Source organism: Halomonas sp. SpR1, from assembly GCF_031010175.1.
In the GTDB taxonomy this organism is placed as follows: Bacteria; Pseudomonadota; Gammaproteobacteria; order Pseudomonadales; family Halomonadaceae; genus Vreelandella.
The window spans coordinates 1-16820 of sequence record NZ_JAUAMB010000021.1 but is presented as its reverse complement, the minus strand read 5'-3'; the positions used below and the strand labels follow the sequence as shown (position 1 = coordinate 16820).

Annotated in this window: 18 protein-coding genes; 11 read left to right on the top strand and 7 right to left on the bottom strand. The window is 54.3% G+C overall.

Features of this window, described 5'->3' with window-relative positions; translation table 11 throughout:
- Nucleotides 1–47: 47 nt before the first annotated feature.
- Nucleotides 48–986: a LysR family transcriptional regulator gene (locus QT231_RS14975; protein WP_308337650.1), complete on the bottom strand. Its 939-nt coding sequence runs from the start codon at nt 984–986 to the stop codon at nt 48–50.
- A gap of 94 nt (nt 987–1080) precedes the next feature.
- Nucleotides 1081–1389, bottom strand: coding sequence for a HigA family addiction module antitoxin (locus QT231_RS14970; protein ID WP_308337649.1), 309 nt, complete (start codon nt 1387–1389; stop codon nt 1081–1083).
- 444 nt (nt 1390–1833) lie between these two features.
- On the opposite strand from QT231_RS14970, the gene QT231_RS14965 reads away from it, so the two are divergent.
- Nucleotides 1834–2244, top strand: coding sequence for a type II toxin-antitoxin system RelE/ParE family toxin (locus tag QT231_RS14965; RefSeq protein WP_374694402.1), 411 nt, complete (start codon nt 1834–1836; stop codon nt 2242–2244).
- A gap of 10 nt (nt 2245–2254) precedes the next feature.
- Nucleotides 2255–2557 carry a helix-turn-helix transcriptional regulator gene (locus QT231_RS14960; RefSeq protein ID WP_308337648.1) on the top strand — a complete coding sequence of 101 codons (303 nt, stop codon included), beginning with the start codon at nt 2255–2257 and terminating at the stop codon, nt 2555–2557.
- A 56-nt stretch (nt 2558–2613) separates the two neighbouring features.
- Here the strand turns inward: QT231_RS14960 and QT231_RS14955 are convergent, their stop codons facing one another.
- The 3 genes from QT231_RS14955 to QT231_RS14945 all read right to left on the bottom strand — a co-directional run bounded on the left by QT231_RS14955 (nt 2614) and on the right by QT231_RS14945 (nt 5925).
- Complete coding sequence (locus tag QT231_RS14955) at nt 2614–4227, bottom strand: ABC-F family ATP-binding cassette domain-containing protein (protein WP_308337647.1); 1614 nt, start codon at nt 4225–4227, stop codon at nt 2614–2616.
- 174 nt (nt 4228–4401) lie between these two features.
- The gene (locus tag QT231_RS14950) at nt 4402–4839 is read right to left on the bottom strand and encodes a GNAT family N-acetyltransferase (protein ID WP_308321033.1); all 438 of its coding nucleotides are present in this window, start codon (nt 4837–4839) and stop codon (nt 4402–4404) included.
- Between the two features lie 129 nt (nt 4840–4968).
- Nucleotides 4969–5925, bottom strand: coding sequence for an AraC family transcriptional regulator (locus QT231_RS14945; protein WP_308337646.1), 957 nt, complete (start codon nt 5923–5925; stop codon nt 4969–4971).
- A gap of 114 nt (nt 5926–6039) precedes the next feature.
- On the opposite strand from QT231_RS14945, the gene QT231_RS14940 reads away from it, so the two are divergent.
- Nucleotides 6040–6873 (top strand): oxidoreductase, encoded by an 834-nt coding sequence (locus tag QT231_RS14940; protein WP_308337645.1) that lies wholly within the window; start codon nt 6040–6042, stop codon nt 6871–6873.
- Between the two features lie 140 nt (nt 6874–7013).
- Here QT231_RS14940 and QT231_RS14935 read toward each other — a convergent pair whose 3' ends face one another.
- Nucleotides 7014–7970 (bottom strand): LysR substrate-binding domain-containing protein, encoded by a 957-nt coding sequence (locus QT231_RS14935; protein WP_308337644.1) that lies wholly within the window; start codon nt 7968–7970, stop codon nt 7014–7016.
- 110 nt (nt 7971–8080) lie between these two features.
- On the opposite strand from QT231_RS14935, the gene QT231_RS14930 reads away from it, so the two are divergent.
- The 8 genes from QT231_RS14930 to QT231_RS14895 all read left to right on the top strand — a co-directional run bounded on the left by QT231_RS14930 (nt 8081) and on the right by QT231_RS14895 (nt 15841).
- Complete coding sequence (locus tag QT231_RS14930; protein ID WP_308337643.1) at nt 8081–9190, top strand: ABC transporter ATP-binding protein; 1110 nt, start codon at nt 8081–8083, stop codon at nt 9188–9190.
- A gap of 39 nt (nt 9191–9229) precedes the next feature.
- The gene (locus QT231_RS14925) at nt 9230–9928 is read left to right on the top strand and encodes an HAD-IA family hydrolase (RefSeq protein WP_308337642.1); all 699 of its coding nucleotides are present in this window, start codon (nt 9230–9232) and stop codon (nt 9926–9928) included.
- Between the two features lies 1 nt (nt 9929).
- Nucleotides 9930–11237, top strand: a complete 1308-nt coding sequence (locus QT231_RS14920) for an FAD-binding oxidoreductase (RefSeq protein ID WP_308337641.1) — start codon at nt 9930–9932, stop codon at nt 11235–11237.
- 37 nt (nt 11238–11274) lie between these two features.
- The gene (locus tag QT231_RS14915) at nt 11275–12330 is read left to right on the top strand and encodes an ABC transporter substrate-binding protein (RefSeq protein ID WP_308337640.1); all 1056 of its coding nucleotides are present in this window, start codon (nt 11275–11277) and stop codon (nt 12328–12330) included.
- Between the two features lie 70 nt (nt 12331–12400).
- On the top strand, nt 12401–13300 hold the full coding sequence (locus tag QT231_RS14910) for an ABC transporter permease (protein ID WP_308337639.1): 900 nt from the start codon (nt 12401–12403) through the stop codon (nt 13298–13300).
- Nucleotides 13297–14085 carry an ABC transporter permease gene (locus QT231_RS14905; RefSeq protein WP_308337638.1) on the top strand — a complete coding sequence of 263 codons (789 nt, stop codon included), beginning with the start codon at nt 13297–13299 and terminating at the stop codon, nt 14083–14085. The genes QT231_RS14910 and QT231_RS14905 overlap by 4 nt, the downstream gene beginning before the upstream one ends.
- Before the next feature lie 318 nt (nt 14086–14403).
- A complete protein-coding gene (locus QT231_RS14900; protein ID WP_308337637.1) occupies nt 14404–15492 on the top strand; it encodes an alanine/glycine:cation symporter family protein in 1089 nt (362 codons plus the stop codon).
- Entirely contained in the window at nt 15470–15841 is a 372-nt protein-coding gene (locus QT231_RS14895; protein ID WP_308337636.1) for an alanine:cation symporter family protein, read from the top strand. The genes QT231_RS14900 and QT231_RS14895 overlap by 23 nt, the downstream gene beginning before the upstream one ends.
- A gap of 200 nt (nt 15842–16041) precedes the next feature.
- Here QT231_RS14895 and QT231_RS14890 read toward each other — a convergent pair whose 3' ends face one another.
- Nucleotides 16042–16695, bottom strand: a complete 654-nt coding sequence (locus tag QT231_RS14890) for a YrhK family protein (protein ID WP_308337635.1) — start codon at nt 16693–16695, stop codon at nt 16042–16044.
- Nucleotides 16696–16820: the final 125 nt, after the last annotated feature.

The window sequence follows — 16820 nt, the reverse complement described above, 5'->3', positions numbered from 1 at the left end:
TTGCCTTTCCACTTAAACTATCCATTTGAACTATGGGGGAATATTAATCAAACAAGCTCAGGAAACGCTCTCAAATCCTTCATTTCCACAAGACGGTCCCATAGCCGCTGGGCTTCTGTTGGTAAGGGCGTGGTTCGTCTCAGCAGGATAATTTTTAATGGCACATCGAAAACGGTACCTCCTGCTCGAACTAGCCGCTTAGCAGCGAGATCTTCTCGCACGAGCGAATAGGGAAGCCACGCAACACCCAATTTTGATAACGTCATATGGCGCAAGCTGTCAGCGAGGCCAGCATCATGGTGTTGCTGCAAATTTAAGTCTTGCTGTGCGAGCATGGCACTCAGCGACCACTCTAAGTGACACTCTGGTGAGTAATTCAAAAATGAGAGTGGGATGCTATTTGTCACATGTAAATTAAACAGCGGTTGACCGGCAACATTTGGCGCGCTAACAGGGATGAGATACTCGGTATCTAGCTCAACAGATGCGTAGCTATCACTCGCTATTCCCAAGCGCTTTGCAATAAGCTGTTCGCAATCGAATAGCGCCGTTATGTAGTCGGTATCGCCCTGATTGAGCGCGGTCAGGCACTCAGGTAGCGTATTCGATTCAATACTAAATTTAGCCTGTGTGAACTGCTCCTGTATGCGCGGCAACCACTGGGGAAAGAACATCGTCGCCATAATGTGTGGTGAGCAAAAACGTATCCGCTGTTTCTGATCATTAATATCGTCAGCAACGGAGCGCCGAAAGCAATCTAAAGAGCTAAGTGCTTGCGAGGCTACCGTTTGCAGTCTGTGGCCTGCCTCCGTCAGCACTAACGTCCCTTTACGCCGCTCAAACAGCGCGGTGCCTGCCCACTCTTCAAGCCCTTGAATACGGCGACTCAACCCTGACACCGATACATGTCGGTGCTCCGCCGTACGACTGAAACTTTTGGTCTCGCAAAGAACCAGAAAATCTCGCAAGATTATTAAATCAGTCATTGGCGGCCTTTCAGGAGGTAAGTGTTCATCATATAGCTGAGGTAGCTGTTGCAATGGGAGTCATCACGGCTTCCCCCTGCCATGATGCTTAGGGCTACGCCATCTTCTGCCAATGCTGGATACTAGAGAGCTCCTCATGCTCTAACTGCTCTGCTTTGAAGAGATCCCGGCGCATCTGTAAATTCAGCCAAAAATCTGCTGAAACATCAAAAAATCGTGCCAGCCTTAGTGCTGTACTGGGCGTAACACCCCGCTTTTTATTTACCATCTCATTGATCCGCTGATAAGGAACGTGGATAGCAGCGGCCAACTCACGCTGGGTAATTTTCATGGGCTGCAAAAACTCTTCCAGCAACATTCCGCCGGGATGTGTCGGCTCGCGATGTGTGGGTACACGGATCATAGCTTTCTCCTTTTAGTCTCCTTCTTAGTGATAATCGACTAATTCGATCTCGTCAGGCCCAGCATCTGTCCACCTAAAACAAAGACGGTACTGCCTATTGATTCGGATACTGTGCCAAGCCTATTCGAGTTTTATGCTACACCAACCACCGCTTATTGGAGGTTAATAAAGCCAGAGATCTCATGAAACAGGCTCCAGTTACCAGCCTTGCTCGGTTGCCAGTAGGCGGTCTGTTAGCGCCAAGTTTTCCAGAAAGGTATCGTCATGGGATACCACCAGTAAAGCGCCTTGGTAACTGCGCAATAAGGTTTCCAGTGCCTGTGCGGATGATAGGTTGAGGTGGTTATGTAGCTCGTCGAGTAGCAGTAGTTGCGGGGGCGAATCGGCGTAGAGAATGTAGCGAATTTTGCGTAAATTTGCTCGACTGCAGCGGCCTCTTCTAGATTGAGAAAACACTTGATAATAGGTTATAGCCTATATAGGATAAAACCTATAAACAAAGAGGTCTCCACGTGGTCTATAGAACAAACAGACACATTTGAAGATTGGTTCTTCTCACTCGAAGAGGTTGAACGTGAAAATGTTCTGGCTTCTGTGCTTCTTCTTCGTGAACGAGGCCCGATGCTTTCAAGGCCACACGCTGACACTGTAAACGGCTCACAGTATCCCAACATGAAGGAACTGCGCGTTCAGTCCTTTGGGCGTCCAATCCGGGTATTTTTTGCGTTTGACCCGCGTCGTACTGGCATCTTGCTATGCGCAGGCGATAAAGGTGGAAATGACAAGCGCTTCTATAATGAGATGATTCCAATCGCCGATAAAGAGTATACGGCTCACCTGGAACCACTAAAGTGAGGTGATAACCATGGCACGTAAACTGGAAGACTTGTTAGCAAGAGAAAAGCCTGAGGTCGTTGCAGCAGCTGAGGCGAAAGCCAATGATATGTTATTCGAGATCAGGCTTGCCGAAATTCGCCTGCTTGCGGAGAAAACTCAAGCTGACATAGCTGATGCAATGGGCGTAAAACAACCCACCATCGCAGGGCTTGAGAAGGTTGGCCAGGATATGCGGCTGAGTTCACTCAAGCGCTATGTTGAAGCTTTGGGCGGCCGAGTCCGTGTAGATATAGAACTTCCTGATGGGAGTCATCACGGCTTTCCGGTATAACCACCCTCCCTATAATAGCCCTTCGGTCTAGGCCATTTTCTGACCATGAATCTTCATCAAACCGGCTCCAAGTGCCAACCCTGCTCGGTTGCCAGCAGGCGGTCTGTTAGCGCCAGGTTTTCCAGGAAGGCGTCGTCGTGGGATACCACCAGTAACGCACCCTGGTAACTGCGCAACATGGCTTCCAGGGCCTGCGCGGATGGCAGGTCGAGGTGGTTATTTGGCTCGTCGAGCAGCAGCAATTGCGGGGGCGAATCGGCATAGAGGATGCAGGCCAGCGCCCCTTTCAGGCGTTCACCGCCGCTAAGCAGTCCACTGGGCGTGGTGATCTTCTGCGCGTCCAGGCCTAGCTGGGCCAGCAGCATGCGCAGTTCACCTTCTGTCATTGAGCGGTTAGCCAACTGAAGTTGTTCGAGCACGCTTTTTCCCGGCTCAAGACTCTCCAGCCGCTGGTCGAGATAAGCCTTTTCTGGGGTTACCTTGCAGGTTCCGGATAATGGTTCGATCTGGCCCGCTAGCACGCGAAGCAGTGTGGATTTACCACAGCCGTTGGGGCCAACGATGCCGATGCGCTGCGGCCCTCTCAGCATTAGGCTAATGCGGCGAGTAGCTCCCATGACGAATGGTAGCTCTACCCTTTCTAATTCAACCAAACAGCGCTTGTCTACCTGATTAATCGGTATCTTATGCAGGGTGATGTGCGCTTCGTCTTCAACTTCCTTTGCGGCATCCCGCACGCGCTGGTTAAGTTGATCACGGCTGGCTGCCTGCTTTTGGTGCAACGCGCCGGTGGAGTTTTCGCTGCGCTCTTTCTGTCCATCCAGTATTACCTTGGCCTGATTGGCTTCCTTGCCCTGCCGGTTACCACGGGCCTGTCGTTTCTCCTGACGTTCACGCTGCTTACGCATCTCCCGTTCCTGGCGTTGGCGCTCCAGCTTATGTTGATTGAGTTGGTCAATCGCAGTTTGCTGTTCGTGGGCTTTCGCTTCGGCATAGAAAGTGTAGTTACCACCGTAGCTATGCAGCCCCAGAGGGGAAAGTTCCACAATGCGCTCCATGGACTCAAGCAATTGCCGGTCATGGCTGACCACGATCAGCCCACGCGGCCAACGGCTTAACTGTTCGATGAGCGCCTGTCGGTTGGGCCGGTCAAGATGGTTGCTTGGCTCATCAAGAATCAGGAATTCGGCATCCGAGAACATGGCGCCCATTAGGGCAATCCGCATGGCTTCCCCTCCGCTCAGAGTGCTGACCGGGGTAGTGGCTTCAAGATAGCCCAAGCCATTGCGATCAAGTTCATGGCGGAAGCACTGGGGCATATCCCAGCGGTTATCGACTGCCTCAAAATCCTCTGGTGCCGTGCTACCAGCTTCGATGCGCGCCAGTGCATCCAGGGTTGTTCGCACATTTGCGAGATCAGCAACAGAAGCTTCCTTCAGTTGACCCACTTGCTGGGTAAGGTAGTGCACATTGTCGGGGCGCTGACAATGGCCGCTGGTGGGTTGCAACAAGCCCGCGATAATTTTGGCTAAGACTGTTTTGCCGGCCCCATTGCGGCCCACCAGCCCGGTTGGGCGTGCATCGAACTGCACATGAAGGTCGGTGAAAAGCGTTCTGCCATTCAGCAAAACGTAGGAGACACCCTTTAAGGTGAGATGGGTAGTGGTCATAGTTGATTCCAGAGATGCCGAGTACTCCCCCTGAGTCAGGGGCTAATGGAGACTGGCCGTCATAACAACGGCAGGCATCAATGGCTCATTGGGCAACTACCTCTGCTTAGCGTGGAAAGAACTTCAATAGTACAAATAAGGATAGGGAGTCGACAAGGACATGACAGTCCTGGCCTAGATATTTAAATTATCCCCATTAACAAACGAATAGAGCAGAATATCGGATCGGTAAGCCCAACCCTGGCTTGCCCAGAACTTCTGGGCGGCTTTGTTCTCGGGAAGAATCATCAGGTGTGATTTTAGTATCCCTTCGTTTTTAAGCGCATCCAGGCAAAGGTTTACCAGCTCTGTTGCTATGCCCCTTCGACGATGTGAGTCCGCCACCGACAAGTGCTGAACATAGCCGCGCTTGCCATCGTGGCCCGCCATGATCGTTCCCACCAGTTCCCCTTCTCTTTCTCCTTCTGCTACAAAGCTTAGGCCGGGGTTTCGCAGCAGGTATTTCTCAATGCCTTTCCGTGAATCAGCATCGCGCAGCCGCACGCCTTCACTTTCGCTCCACAGGGCAATGGCGGCGTCATAGTCGTTGATGGTCATGGTGCGGTAGTGCATCAGGTGGTTCTCACTAAGTGGCAGTTAGGTTAAAACGGAGCGTCTGGCGCGGCACTATTATCCTAAACGTTTACGCATAGCGCGAATATCGTCGATATCGGCTGGCCGTAGCGGATCAAGTCTTCCCTCTCAATGTGACGACACGTAGTCCGAACTGGCAAAAGCTGGCGGCAACGCGAAGTTCTCCCGCATCCGCTTCGTTTCGGAAGCTGGCGTCAAGCCGAAAAGCCGTTTGAACTCCCGATTGAATTGCGAAGGGCTCTGGTAGCCGACAGCATGGCAGGCGGCCTCTGCCGTCATGCCCTGGCGAACCATCAGCAGTCGCGCTTGATGCAGTCGCGTGGATTTAACGTACTGCATTGGTGAGGTGTGCGTAATGGCTTTGAAGTGATTAAGGAACGTCGGAACGCTCATACCGGCCTCGCTGGCCAGTTGCGTCAGGTTAAGCGGCTGAGCGTAGGTCGCGTGGATGTGGCGTAACGCCTTGCTGATTTTCCCGAACTGCCCCTGCATTGCCAGCGCTGCACGCATGGCATTGCCCTGCGCACCGGTGAGCACACGAAAATACAGTTCTCTCACCAGCGCGGGGCCGAGAATCTTCGCCTCAAGCGGCTGACTCATTGTTTCGAGAAAACGTGTCACGGACACCCGCAAAGCAGCATCCATGGGGCTGGACATTAGACTCTGGGCCGCGCTTTCCTGGGCGAGGGCCTGATGGTGGTCGATCTGGGTCATCAGTTCCGCTGCGAGCTGGAAGTCTAGATGCATGTAAATGGCTAACAGTGGGTTTTCTGGGGTCGCCTCAGTTTCCATCGTGAAGGGCACCGGCACCGCAACTGCCAAATAGTGCTGCTCATCGTAAAGATAAACCTGATCGCCGAAATAACCCCGCTTTCGTCCCTGGCAAACTATCACGATACCAGGGTCGTATAGAACGGGGGTACGCGACAAGGGGCGATCCGAACGCAGGATGCGTACATCAGGCAGGGCCGTGAGGTTGTATCCTTCTTCCGGCGCCAGCGCCTGAAGCAACGTCACCATGTCCCGCTGTTCAGCCGCCTGCGGAGAGGGAAAAGTCTTTTCCATGCGATACCAACTGGAATTATTAGAATAGGCAATAATATAAGAATTATGAGCCTAAAATAAGGCAATGCAACAGCGTAATGTGCATCTTCTACTGAGGCACAGGAGCTATATGTAATGTCTAACAGCAAACTCTTATTTATCACCGGGGTCAGCAGCGGCTTTGGCCAGGCGCTGGCTCAGGAAGCACTTGCTAGCGGCCATCACGTGGCCGGCACGGTCCGCAGCGAACGGGCCAGGCAAGCGTTCGAAGAGCTCGATCCCGCGAAGGCAGTGGGCCGTGTGCTTGATGTGACCGACTTCGATGCCATTGATGGTATCGTAGCCGAGATTGAGGCGAACGTTGGAGCGATCGACATTCTCGTCAACAATGCCGGTTACGGCCACGAAGGTATTATGGAGGAATCCCCGATAGCCGAGATGCGTCGACAGTTCGATGTGAATGTATTCGGCGCGGTCGCCGTGACAAAGGCTGTCTTGCCATTCATGCGCGCACGCCGGAGCGGCCACATCCTCAACATCACGTCGATGGGAGGTTTCATCACGATGCCGGGCATTGCCTATTATTGTGGCAGTAAATTTGCTATGGAAGGTATTTCCGAGGTGCTTGGCAAAGAAGTTAAACCCTTCAACATTCACGTCACCGCCGTGGCGCCCGGCTCGTTTCGCACCGATTGGGCTGGTCGTTCGATGTCCCGCACGCCACGCTCCATCCCTGACTACGACGCGCAGTTCGATCCAATCCGCAACGCCCGCGAGGAGAAAAGCGGTCAGCAACTGGGTGATCCTCAAAAAGCCGCGCGCGCAATGCTGGCTGCAATAGCCAGCGACACACCGCCGGAACATCTGTTGCTGGGAAGTGATGCGCTAGAGCTGGTGCGCAGAAAATTGTCGGCGCTTATCGACGAAATTAGCGAATGGGAGACGCTAACACGCTCAACCGATGGCTGAAGCTCCACCCCGTACATAGACCCGCATGGATGATGCAGTGACTCAAGCGCGCAGCAAGAATCTCGCGCGCTTGGCCATAGCTCTAGCGGCATGGTGTCTCCGCTAGTTATTAGCTAGTGGCCCTCACAGTCTGGAAAGAGTTAGCAATTCTTTAAATAGGCATCAAGCCTCAACTCTGGATACTGCCTCGCCACATTCGCAACGTCATTGCGGGTCTCTTCTATTATCCACTCGCGTACTTGCTTGGCCGCATCACTCAGCGGCTTTTTGCGTGAGTGCACCAGGTGGCAAAGCCGCTCGGTGGCAATCGCAGTGGGCGTGGCGGGTACCAGCGAGCCGGTTTCCAGCCAGTGGGAGGCGATGTTCAGCCAGCCGATGGCGATTCCCTGCCCGAGCAGAGCGGCCTGGAGTACTACCGCATAGTCCGAAAATATCAGCGAGTGAGTCGCCCCATAAGCCTGCAGATGGAAATTGGGCAGAAGCTCGAACCAGTCAATTCGGCTGTCGCTCAGGCTGATCAGGGTGGTGGCAATGTCATTGCTGGGCGATTCGAGTTGCTGCTGGCGATAGGCGGGACTGCAGACAGGTACCAGTATTTCCGGCAGTAGTAGTGAAGCGTCATGCAGTATGTCCTCCCCCGTCACAAAGCGAATCCCCAGATCCACGTCCTCGACTGAGCCGCTTATCGACCCTGAAATCAGTTGAAAGCGAAGGTCGATATTGGGTAGCTGCGCCTGCAGTTTGTGCATACGCGGCATCAGCCAGTGGGTGGTGAAGGCGGTAGAGACCGATAGCGTGACAGTTTCAAGTCCGGTATTGCGTGCCCGAATTTCCTGAATCGCCGCCTCGATATTGTGAAAGCCGTCGACCACGCCTTGGTAAAGTATCTCGCCGCTCTCGGTCAGCTCGGTCTTGCCGGGAGTACGCAAGAACAGTTTGACCTCCAGATACTCTTCTAGAAGCGCCAGCATACGGCTGACCGCCGGCTGGGTAACCCCCAGTTCGGCGGCGGCTTTGGTGAAGTTACCGCAGCGGGCCGCTGACTCAAAAACGAAGAGTGCGTTGGCACTGGGCAGTTGTCGGCGCAATGTAGGCATGACTTCAGGTTATGCCACAGCCAAGAATTTCGCAATTGTCCGCGAACACCTTATCTGCTGTACTCAATGACAACCGATAGGCATCACAACAATGAAAGGCGATAACCCCTATGGATGAGCGAGACAGTGTGGGAGTTGCCATACGCTCCATCAGCAAACGTTATGGCAGTACGGTAGCCCTGAAGGACATAACCTTAACTATTGAGCCGGGTGAGTTCGTATCATTGCTGGGCCCTTCAGGCTCTGGAAAAACGACCCTGCTGGGTGCCTTGGGTGGTTTCGTGATGCCTTCATCAGGGTCGGTGTGGGTCGGCGATCAGGATATGACTTACATGCCGCCGCATAAGCGCAACATCGGCATCGTCTTTCAGAGTTACGCGCTCTTTCCTCACATGAGCGTTGGCGAAAACGTCGCCTTTCCGCTGCGTGCCCGTCGTTTACCCAAGTCAACGTGGCCGGAGCCCGTGAAACAGGCGCTGTCCATGGTCGAGCTGGATGGCTATCAGGATCGTGGGGTGTCGCAGCTGTCGGGCGGACAGCGGCAGCGGGTCGCCCTGGCCAGGGCGATTGTGTTCGAGCCGCGGCTAATCCTGATGGACGAACCCCTGTCAGCGCTGGACAAGCAGCTGCGCGAGACGATGCAGATAGAACTTCGCCGCTTACACCGTAAGCTGGGAGCCACCGTAGTGTATGTGACCCACGATCAGCGTGAGGCGCTGACCATGAGCGACCGGGTGGCGATCCTTAAGGATGGTGAACTGGTACAGATCGGCGCCCCCGAAACGCTGCACAACAACCCTAAAGACTCCTTTGTGGCCAGCTTCATCGGCGACTCCACCCTGCTACCGGTGACCCGCATTGATGAGCATAGTGTCCGGCTCGGCACTCACACGCTGCGTTCGACCAAGCCCGTCGCCCCTCATGCAGAGCTGCTGCTGGCCATACAGACAGAAAAATTGCTGATCGACGATGGGCGTCATGAACCAGGGGCCAATCGCCTGCCATGCCGGGTCATTGAGGCGGTATACCAGGGCGATAGCCTGCGATTGTTCCTCGAACTTGAAGACGGCACTTCCATCAGTATGCGCCAACCCAGCCACCACGCCGCAAGGCTACAGATTCCACCGCTCGGCGAGCGCTTGAGCGTGGTACTGCATCCAGAGGACACCATCATCGTGCCTCGTGCGGGATGCCCCACTCCGGCGACAAACGTTGCCTGATATAACTGTGAAGTAAAAAAACAGGAGTCATAGCCGATCATGGAACTTTCCAACTTTAAAGTTCTGACATTCGATGTCGTGGGCACGCTGATTGATTTCGAGAAAGGTGTACTGGAAGCAATCCGGCGACTTGGCGGGACTGCGGCCCAGAATCTGGACAACAACACCATTTTCGAGGCCTATAAGCGCGGTCGGGATCGTTATCCCGGGCGTTCAAGCAGTGCCATGGCGGATGTCTACCGCTCGTTGGCTGAAGAGTTAAAGCTGCCGGCCGATGCGGCTTCGGCCGATGCCTTTCAAATGGCGGTATTTCGTTGGCCTGCTTTTGAGGATTCGGTGGTGGCACTGAAGCGCCTGCGCAAGCACTATCGTCTGGTCGCCATGACCAATGCTGATCGCACCGCCTTCTCTTGTTACTCGCATACTCTCGATGACCCCTTCGACGATAGCGTAACCTGCGACGAGACCGGGGTCGCCAAGCCTAACCCACAGTTTTTCGCCTACAACCGTGGCCGTCAGACGGCCCACGGCTATAAGTTCTCGGAAATACTGCATGTTGCCCAGAGCCAGTACCACGATATCGGCATTGCCAAGGAGCTGGGTTACACCACCTGCTGGATAGAGCGTCGTCAGGGTCAAGCGGGATTCGGCGGCACGCCGGAGCCAAAGCAGCTCACAACGCCGGACTTCCATTTTCCAACCCTTAAGGCGTTGGCCGACGCCGTAGAGAAGGTGTGATATGAGTGGGCCGCAGTCTGGATCTCCGATTGCTTCGCTTTGGCGTGACACGGCGAGTACCACCGCTAATTTCGCGCCGCTTTCCAGCGATAAAACCGTTGATGTCGCCATTATCGGCGGTGGCTACACGGGATTAACCGCGGCCCACCGCTTGGCAGAACGGGGCGTTCAAGCGATTGTGGTGGATGCCAACCCTATTGGCTGGGGAGCAAGCGGGCGCAATGGCGGCGTGGTATCAGCCAAGTTCCGGCTATCGTTTCCCAGCATCGCCCAGGCACACGGCATGTCGGTTGCCAACGCCATGCATCGGCTCTGCCATGAGGCGGTAGATGAGGTGGAAGCCCTGATTCAGGCGTATGGCCTAGCGGGTGCCCGCTTCACGCGCTGCGGCAACCTGCGCTGCGCCCATACGGCCAAGGCTTTGAAAGAAATTACCCAAGAAGCCGAGTGGATGCGGCGGGAAATGGGCGATGATTCGCTACGCTGCCTCTCCGCAGGCGAAGTAGCCGAAGAGACTGGATCGCAGGCATTTACAGGCGGGGTGCTGGGGCTTGGCGTTGGCACCTTGCACCCGCTTGACCATGTGTGCGGACTGGCGGAAGGGATTAATCGACGCCATGGCGAGGTAGTCTTCGAGCGAACCCCCGCCACTAGCATTCGTCGATTGGATAATGGTGTATGTATCACGACGCCAGGCGGCGAAATCAAGGCGCGACAGGTGATCCTGGCTACCAATGCCTATTCGGACATCACCCCTGTAAGTGCAGCAATCAAGTCTCGTTTAGTGCCGTTTAGAAGTTCGATCATTGCGACGGAACCCCTTCCGGAGGCGCTGAAGAACCATCTGTTGGTCAAGGAAAGAAGCTATGGCGAAACCCGCCGGATGATGCGCTGGTTTCGCAAGGTCGATGGACGGATCGTATTTGGAGGGCGCGGGGCGTTTGGGAAGCGTGACTCTCAGGCGGCGTTCGACTCCCTGCAGAGCGCTATGGTGTCGCTTTTTCCAGCGCTCACCGATATCGACATTGCCTATCGCTGGTCAGGGCATGTCGGCATGACGCTCGATGCTCTCCCTCATGTGGGCAGATTCGACGACCGTGTTTGCTACGCCGCCGGTTACAACGGCGCCGGCGTGGCCATGTCAACGTTGCTCGGGCGGTTGGCGGCGGACTACGCCATGGGTGAAAGCCCTGATGTCGCGCTGCTGGCGGCGGAGCGGCTCAAGGCCGTGCCGTTTTACCCCTTACGTGAAGTTGGTATTCGACTGGTAGCCGGTTATTACCAGTTCCTTGATGCCATCGGGCGCTGATCCGGCGTCGGTGCATTTACTCAATGGAGATAGCAAGATGAAAGATACTCACTGCTTCAAATACTTGCTTGGTTTCTCGGTAGTTGCGGTAGGTAGCGTCGGTGCTGGTGATAGTTTGGCAGACGGCGAAATTACCTTCGTCTCCCAGGGAGGGGCGTACCAGGAAGCACAGACGGTGGCCATACTCGACCCAGTTGCCGAAGCGCTAGGCATCACCATTCGCCAGGAGAGCGCCCCCGACGCCTGGCCGATGATCAAGACCCAAGGCACCACCGGCCAGGCGGTATGGGACGTGGTCGATACGCCCCCCTTTAACTGCATTAAAGGGGGAGAGCAAGATCTTATCGAGCCACTCGACTTTAGCCGCATCCCTAACGCTGAGAACATGCCTGACGACTACAAGACACCGTACTCGGTGGCCTATGAGTTCTACTCTAGTGTCCTCGCCTATAACCCCGCCGCCTTCAATGGCAATTCACCACAAAGTTGGGAGGATTTCTGGAATGTCGAAGACTTCCCGGGTAATCGTTCCTTGCGTAATTACCCAGTAGGTACACTTGAGGCGGCATTGCTTGCCGATGGTGTTGAGCCCGATAACATTTATCCGATTGATGTGGATAGAGCCTACGCAAAACTTGAGGAAATCAAACCGCATATCACCACCTGGTGGACATCAGGAGGGCAGTCTGCACAACTGCTTCATGATGGTGAAGTTGACATGCTAATGATGTGGAATGGACGAGTTAGCTCAATAATGAATGAAGGCGCAAATGCTGACTTCACCTATAACCAAGGCTTCCTGCAGAGCACTCACCTTTGCATCATAAAAGATGCGCCTAACCTGGATACGGCAATCGAGTTCGTTAATGCGGCTATCGACCCCGAGTATCAGGCGAACCTACCGCTACACATCGACTACGGCCCCGGCAATCCGGCCGCCTTCGATACAGGCAAGATTTCCAACGAGCGGACCAGAGAACTACCAAGCTCGCCTGACAATGCAGCTAAGCAAGTGTTGATTTCTTATGAGTGGTGGACATCGGACGATGGTGTCGAGGCTGAGCGTCGTTGGCTAGATTTCATGCAGCGATAAGGGTGCCGTTGCCGTATCCCGTTGGTGAGATACGGCAACGCTCGTCGATTTCCCTGCTAGGAGACATCCTTTGAAAGCGACCGTTGTACACGACCTCTCCCCCTCCGCCAGTCACCGCGATGCTTCACGTGGCTATCGGCGGCGCGAGCATGCGCTCATGCTGCTCTTGATGTCGCCCGCCGTGCTGGTGGTTTTTGTGCTGCTGCTTATTCCCCTGGGTTGGTTGATCGGCCAGTCCTTCTATGCCGACGGTTTCACGCTGGAACACTACCAACGGATTCTCACCGAAGGCATCTACTGGAATACGTTCTGGGTCACGTTTCGCATCAGTTTTATCGTCACCCTGCTGGCGCTGCTGATGGGCTACCCCATCGCCTATGCCGCCTCGATATTACCGCGGCGTTGGTCAATGGTGGTGCTGGCGCTGGTGATTCTGCCGTTTTGGACCAGCGTTTTGGTCAGAGCCTACGCCTGGCTGATTCTGCTACAGCGCTCAGGGGTGGTTAACGAATCCTTAATGAGCGCCGGTCTTATTGATGCACCGCTTGCGTTGGTGCATAACGAGCTGGGCACCATCATTGCCACCGTGCATATTCTGCTGCCGTTCATGGTTTTGCCGCTTTACGCCACCATGCAGAAAATTCCCCACGACTTAATACAGGCTGGCGCCAGTCTCGGTGGCAGCCCACTGCACGTTTTCATGCGCGTGTTCTTCCCGCTTTCGCTTAGCGGTGTGTTAGCTGGTATGACGCTGGTGTTTGTGCTGTGCCTCGGCTTCTATATCACCCCGGAGCTGGTGGGTGGAGGGCGTACGGTCATGGCCTCAATGCTGGTCAGCCGCAACATCCAGCTGTATAGCGACTGGGGCGCCGCCAGTGCCGTGAGTGTCGTGCTGCTGATTTGTGTGCTGGTCATTTTCTATGTGGTGAGCCGCCTCGTCCCCCTTGAGAAGATACTGGGTGCCAAATGAATAAATTATCCTTGAGCCGAATCATCTTCATTGGCTATGTGGTCGTGGTGCTGACCTTCTTGATCCTGCCCTTGCTGATCGTTGTGCCCATGTCGTTCTCGGACAGCCGCTTTCTCTCCTTTCCACCCAGCAGTTTCTCGTTTCGCTGGTATGACACTTTCTTCAATAACCCGGGCTGGATGCCCGCCGCGAAAACCAGCCTGATCGTGGCATTCTCCGCGGCATTGATCGCGACCCCGATTGGCGTGGCAGCGGCCTATGCCATCAATAGCTCGACACACTGGCTGATGCGCTATCTGAAGATAGTGCTTCTGCTGCCCTTGATCGTGCCGATTATTATCGTCGCCACCGGCGTATTCTTCATCTATGCCCTGGCAGGAATGTTATACACCATTCCAGGCCTGATCATGGCGGACGTGATGTTGGCGCTCCCCTATGTGATCACCGCGGTAACGGCAGGGCTGCACGGTTTTGACCAGACCCAGGAGATGGTGGCTAGAAGCCTGGGTATGAATCGCTTCCGCGCTTTCATGAGCGTCACCCTGCCGCAGATCATGCCTAGCGTGGTAACCGGCGCGATCTTTGCGTTTATTCAGGCGCTGGACGAAACCATGGTGGCGCTGTTTATTTCGGGTGGTCAGAACCAGCCTTTGACCGTACGCATGTTCACCGCGCTGCGCGACGAGATTGATCCGACCATCGCCGCCATCAGCACGTTATTAACCGCTGCTTCATTCGCACTGGTGTTACTGCTGGTGCTGGCACGCAAGCAGGCGCCAGCATGAGCATCGAACTGCACGCCACGGCAGGCCGCGAGATGGGGGGAACCATCGACCCCCTGCGTGGCTATTGAGAACCCTCTCTTTCGCTCTACAGAACAATGGCGGCGGTATAGCCGCTGATGGTCATCGTTTTGGATATATGCCTTAAAATTACCCTGCCCCATGTAGCTGTTCAATCTAAAAAATTTTGCTTTCCTCGCAAAAATGTCCATATGCTCAATCTAGTCACTCGAGTTAGTCATATAAAAAAATACGCGATGCTTTTTCAGAATTGACGCCGAATCTCACCAACATCTCACCTAATAGGCGGAGTAAGAGACTATGGCTTTTATCGAAAATTTCTTTGGTGTACTGGAAGACCTAACCTGGGGATGGGCACTGATACCCCTGCTGGTCGTCTTTGGGCTGTTCATTACCTTAATGACCGGATTTGTTCAATTCAGGTTCTTCACGCGTATGTTCCGCGTTCTATCCGCTAAAAGTGAGTCGTCTGACCCGAATAGCGTGAGCGCCCGCGCTGCCTTGATGCTCTCTGTGGGTGGGCGTGTGGGCGGCGGCAATATTGCGGGGGTTGCTGTGGCGATTACCCTCGGCGGCCCAGGGGCGGTGTTCTGGATGTGGGCGATTGCCTTGGTGGGCATGGCCACAAGCTTGGTGGAATCTTCGCTCGCACAGCTTTTTAAACGTCGCCAGGCCGATGGCACCTTCAGAGGTGGCCCCGCCAATTCGATTATTTACGGCTTAGGCGCTGAGTACAAATGGCTCGCGGTCTTTTATGCAGTGTGTTTGCTGGCTGCTTTTGGCCTTGGTTTTAATGCCTTTCAGGGCAATACCGTGGCGGGGTCAATCGAGAGCAGCCTGGGCGTCAGCCGCTATGTCACAGGTACGCTGCTGGCCGGTGCAACAGGCTTGATCGTGTTTGGCGGCATTCGACGCATTGCCAAGGTTTCCGAAGCGGTGGTGCCGGTGATGGCGATGGGTTACATACTGATGGCGCTGCTCATCATCGTAATGAACATCACTGAAATTCCCGGCGTCATCGCCACTATTGTTGCTAATGCGTTTGGTTTCGAGGAGGCGGTAGGCGGTGGTATGGGGGCCGCGATTGCGCAGGGCATTCGGCGCGGGCTGTTTTCTAACGAAGCCGGTCTGGGGTCAGCGCCAAACGTTGCCGCTGCCGCTGATGTGCGTCACCCCATTAGCCAAGGAATCACGCAATCGTTCTCAGTCTTTATCGATACCATGCTTATCTGTTCATGCACGGCGTTTATGATCTTGCTAGGAGGCGTTTATGAGCCTGGTGCCAGTGATATCGACGGCGTGGTGCTGACACAGCAGTCGTTGGCCTATCATTTGGGGGGATTGGACGCAATATCTGCTGTCTTTAATGATATTGCTATTTTCATTTAGCTCGATCATCTATAACTACTACCTTGGCGAGAATGCCGTGGCCGTGATGACCCAAAATCCGATAGCCATTCAGGTACTACGCGTCGTAATTATCGGCATCGTCTTCCTAGGCGCCATCGCGCCTGGGGCAACATCGGTGTTCTTCTTCTCAGACCCGATGATGGGGCTACTGGCCTTGGTTAACTTGGTGGCCATTATGATGCTGCTGCCTACTTGCCTACGCCTGCTGAAAGATTTTCGCGAGCAGCTTGCTCAAGGTATTAAACGCCCGGTGTTTGATTCCAATAAATTCAATGACCTGGATATTGATCATACGGCCTGGTCAGAATATAGCGATGAGCAACGCTAATCTATGTTGCTAGAGATTGCTCCCTAACGCATCAGGCCCTCGTCAAATGTTTGATCGACATCCCTGTGCACATCAGTGCTCGGGGATGTTCCTATCTCATACCTCAACGTTCCCGCCATCGCCCTTCAGCACAACTCAATGCTTATTCTCCCCTGCCGATTAGCCATGATGTACAAGCATTCGGAAGCGATGCTGGCTAATCAGGAGAGGCACTGGTTTTTGACGTCTTCCTTTTTTTGATGGTCTTGGTGAGCCCTATAAGCTCTATAGAAGTTGACTATTCCCCCAGCGAGAAACAGCATACTGGCGAAAATGAACTGAGCACCCAAATAGGTATGCAGTGTATGGGCAAGCGGCGTCTGATAGCTCGGCCAGAGATAAGGAATCGAGAAGACCAGAAACAGAATGGAACCGATAATAAACGAGATGGCAACGGCATTGAGCAGTTGCAAGACAACTATGTTTCCAGCCTGTGTGATTTGCGTCACGTTAACCGTCGCACCAATCGTGAACAGAATGCTGCCAATGATAAAGCACCAGGCTCCGCCTCTCTCCCAGCCTACACTCGGCAAAAACAAGGCGCTGCCTACCAGGAACAGTACACTACCGATGATGTAGCCTGCCGACATTACAAACTCAAGCATTGTTTTTGTGCCGTGCGAGGGGTGACGGCGATAATGGCTGATGATTTCTACACAATCGTTTGCTGTCACAGCCAAATAGATTAATGAACCCAAGATGAACAGCCAGGCACCCGCCGCCAAGTGTTTCTCAAAGGCCGGCAGGAAAAAGAGACTCCCTATCACAAAGGCGACGGCTCCCACGATGTAGGCTGAAGCATTCAGGCCTTCCATCGAGTAGGAAGGGGAGTCGCCTCCCCTGTCCTCTCACACCACCGGGCATACGGTTCCGTACCACGGCGGTTCATGAAGAACGCTTGAGCCATCTTACCGCGTCCAGTATCGAGATCAGTCCCTGG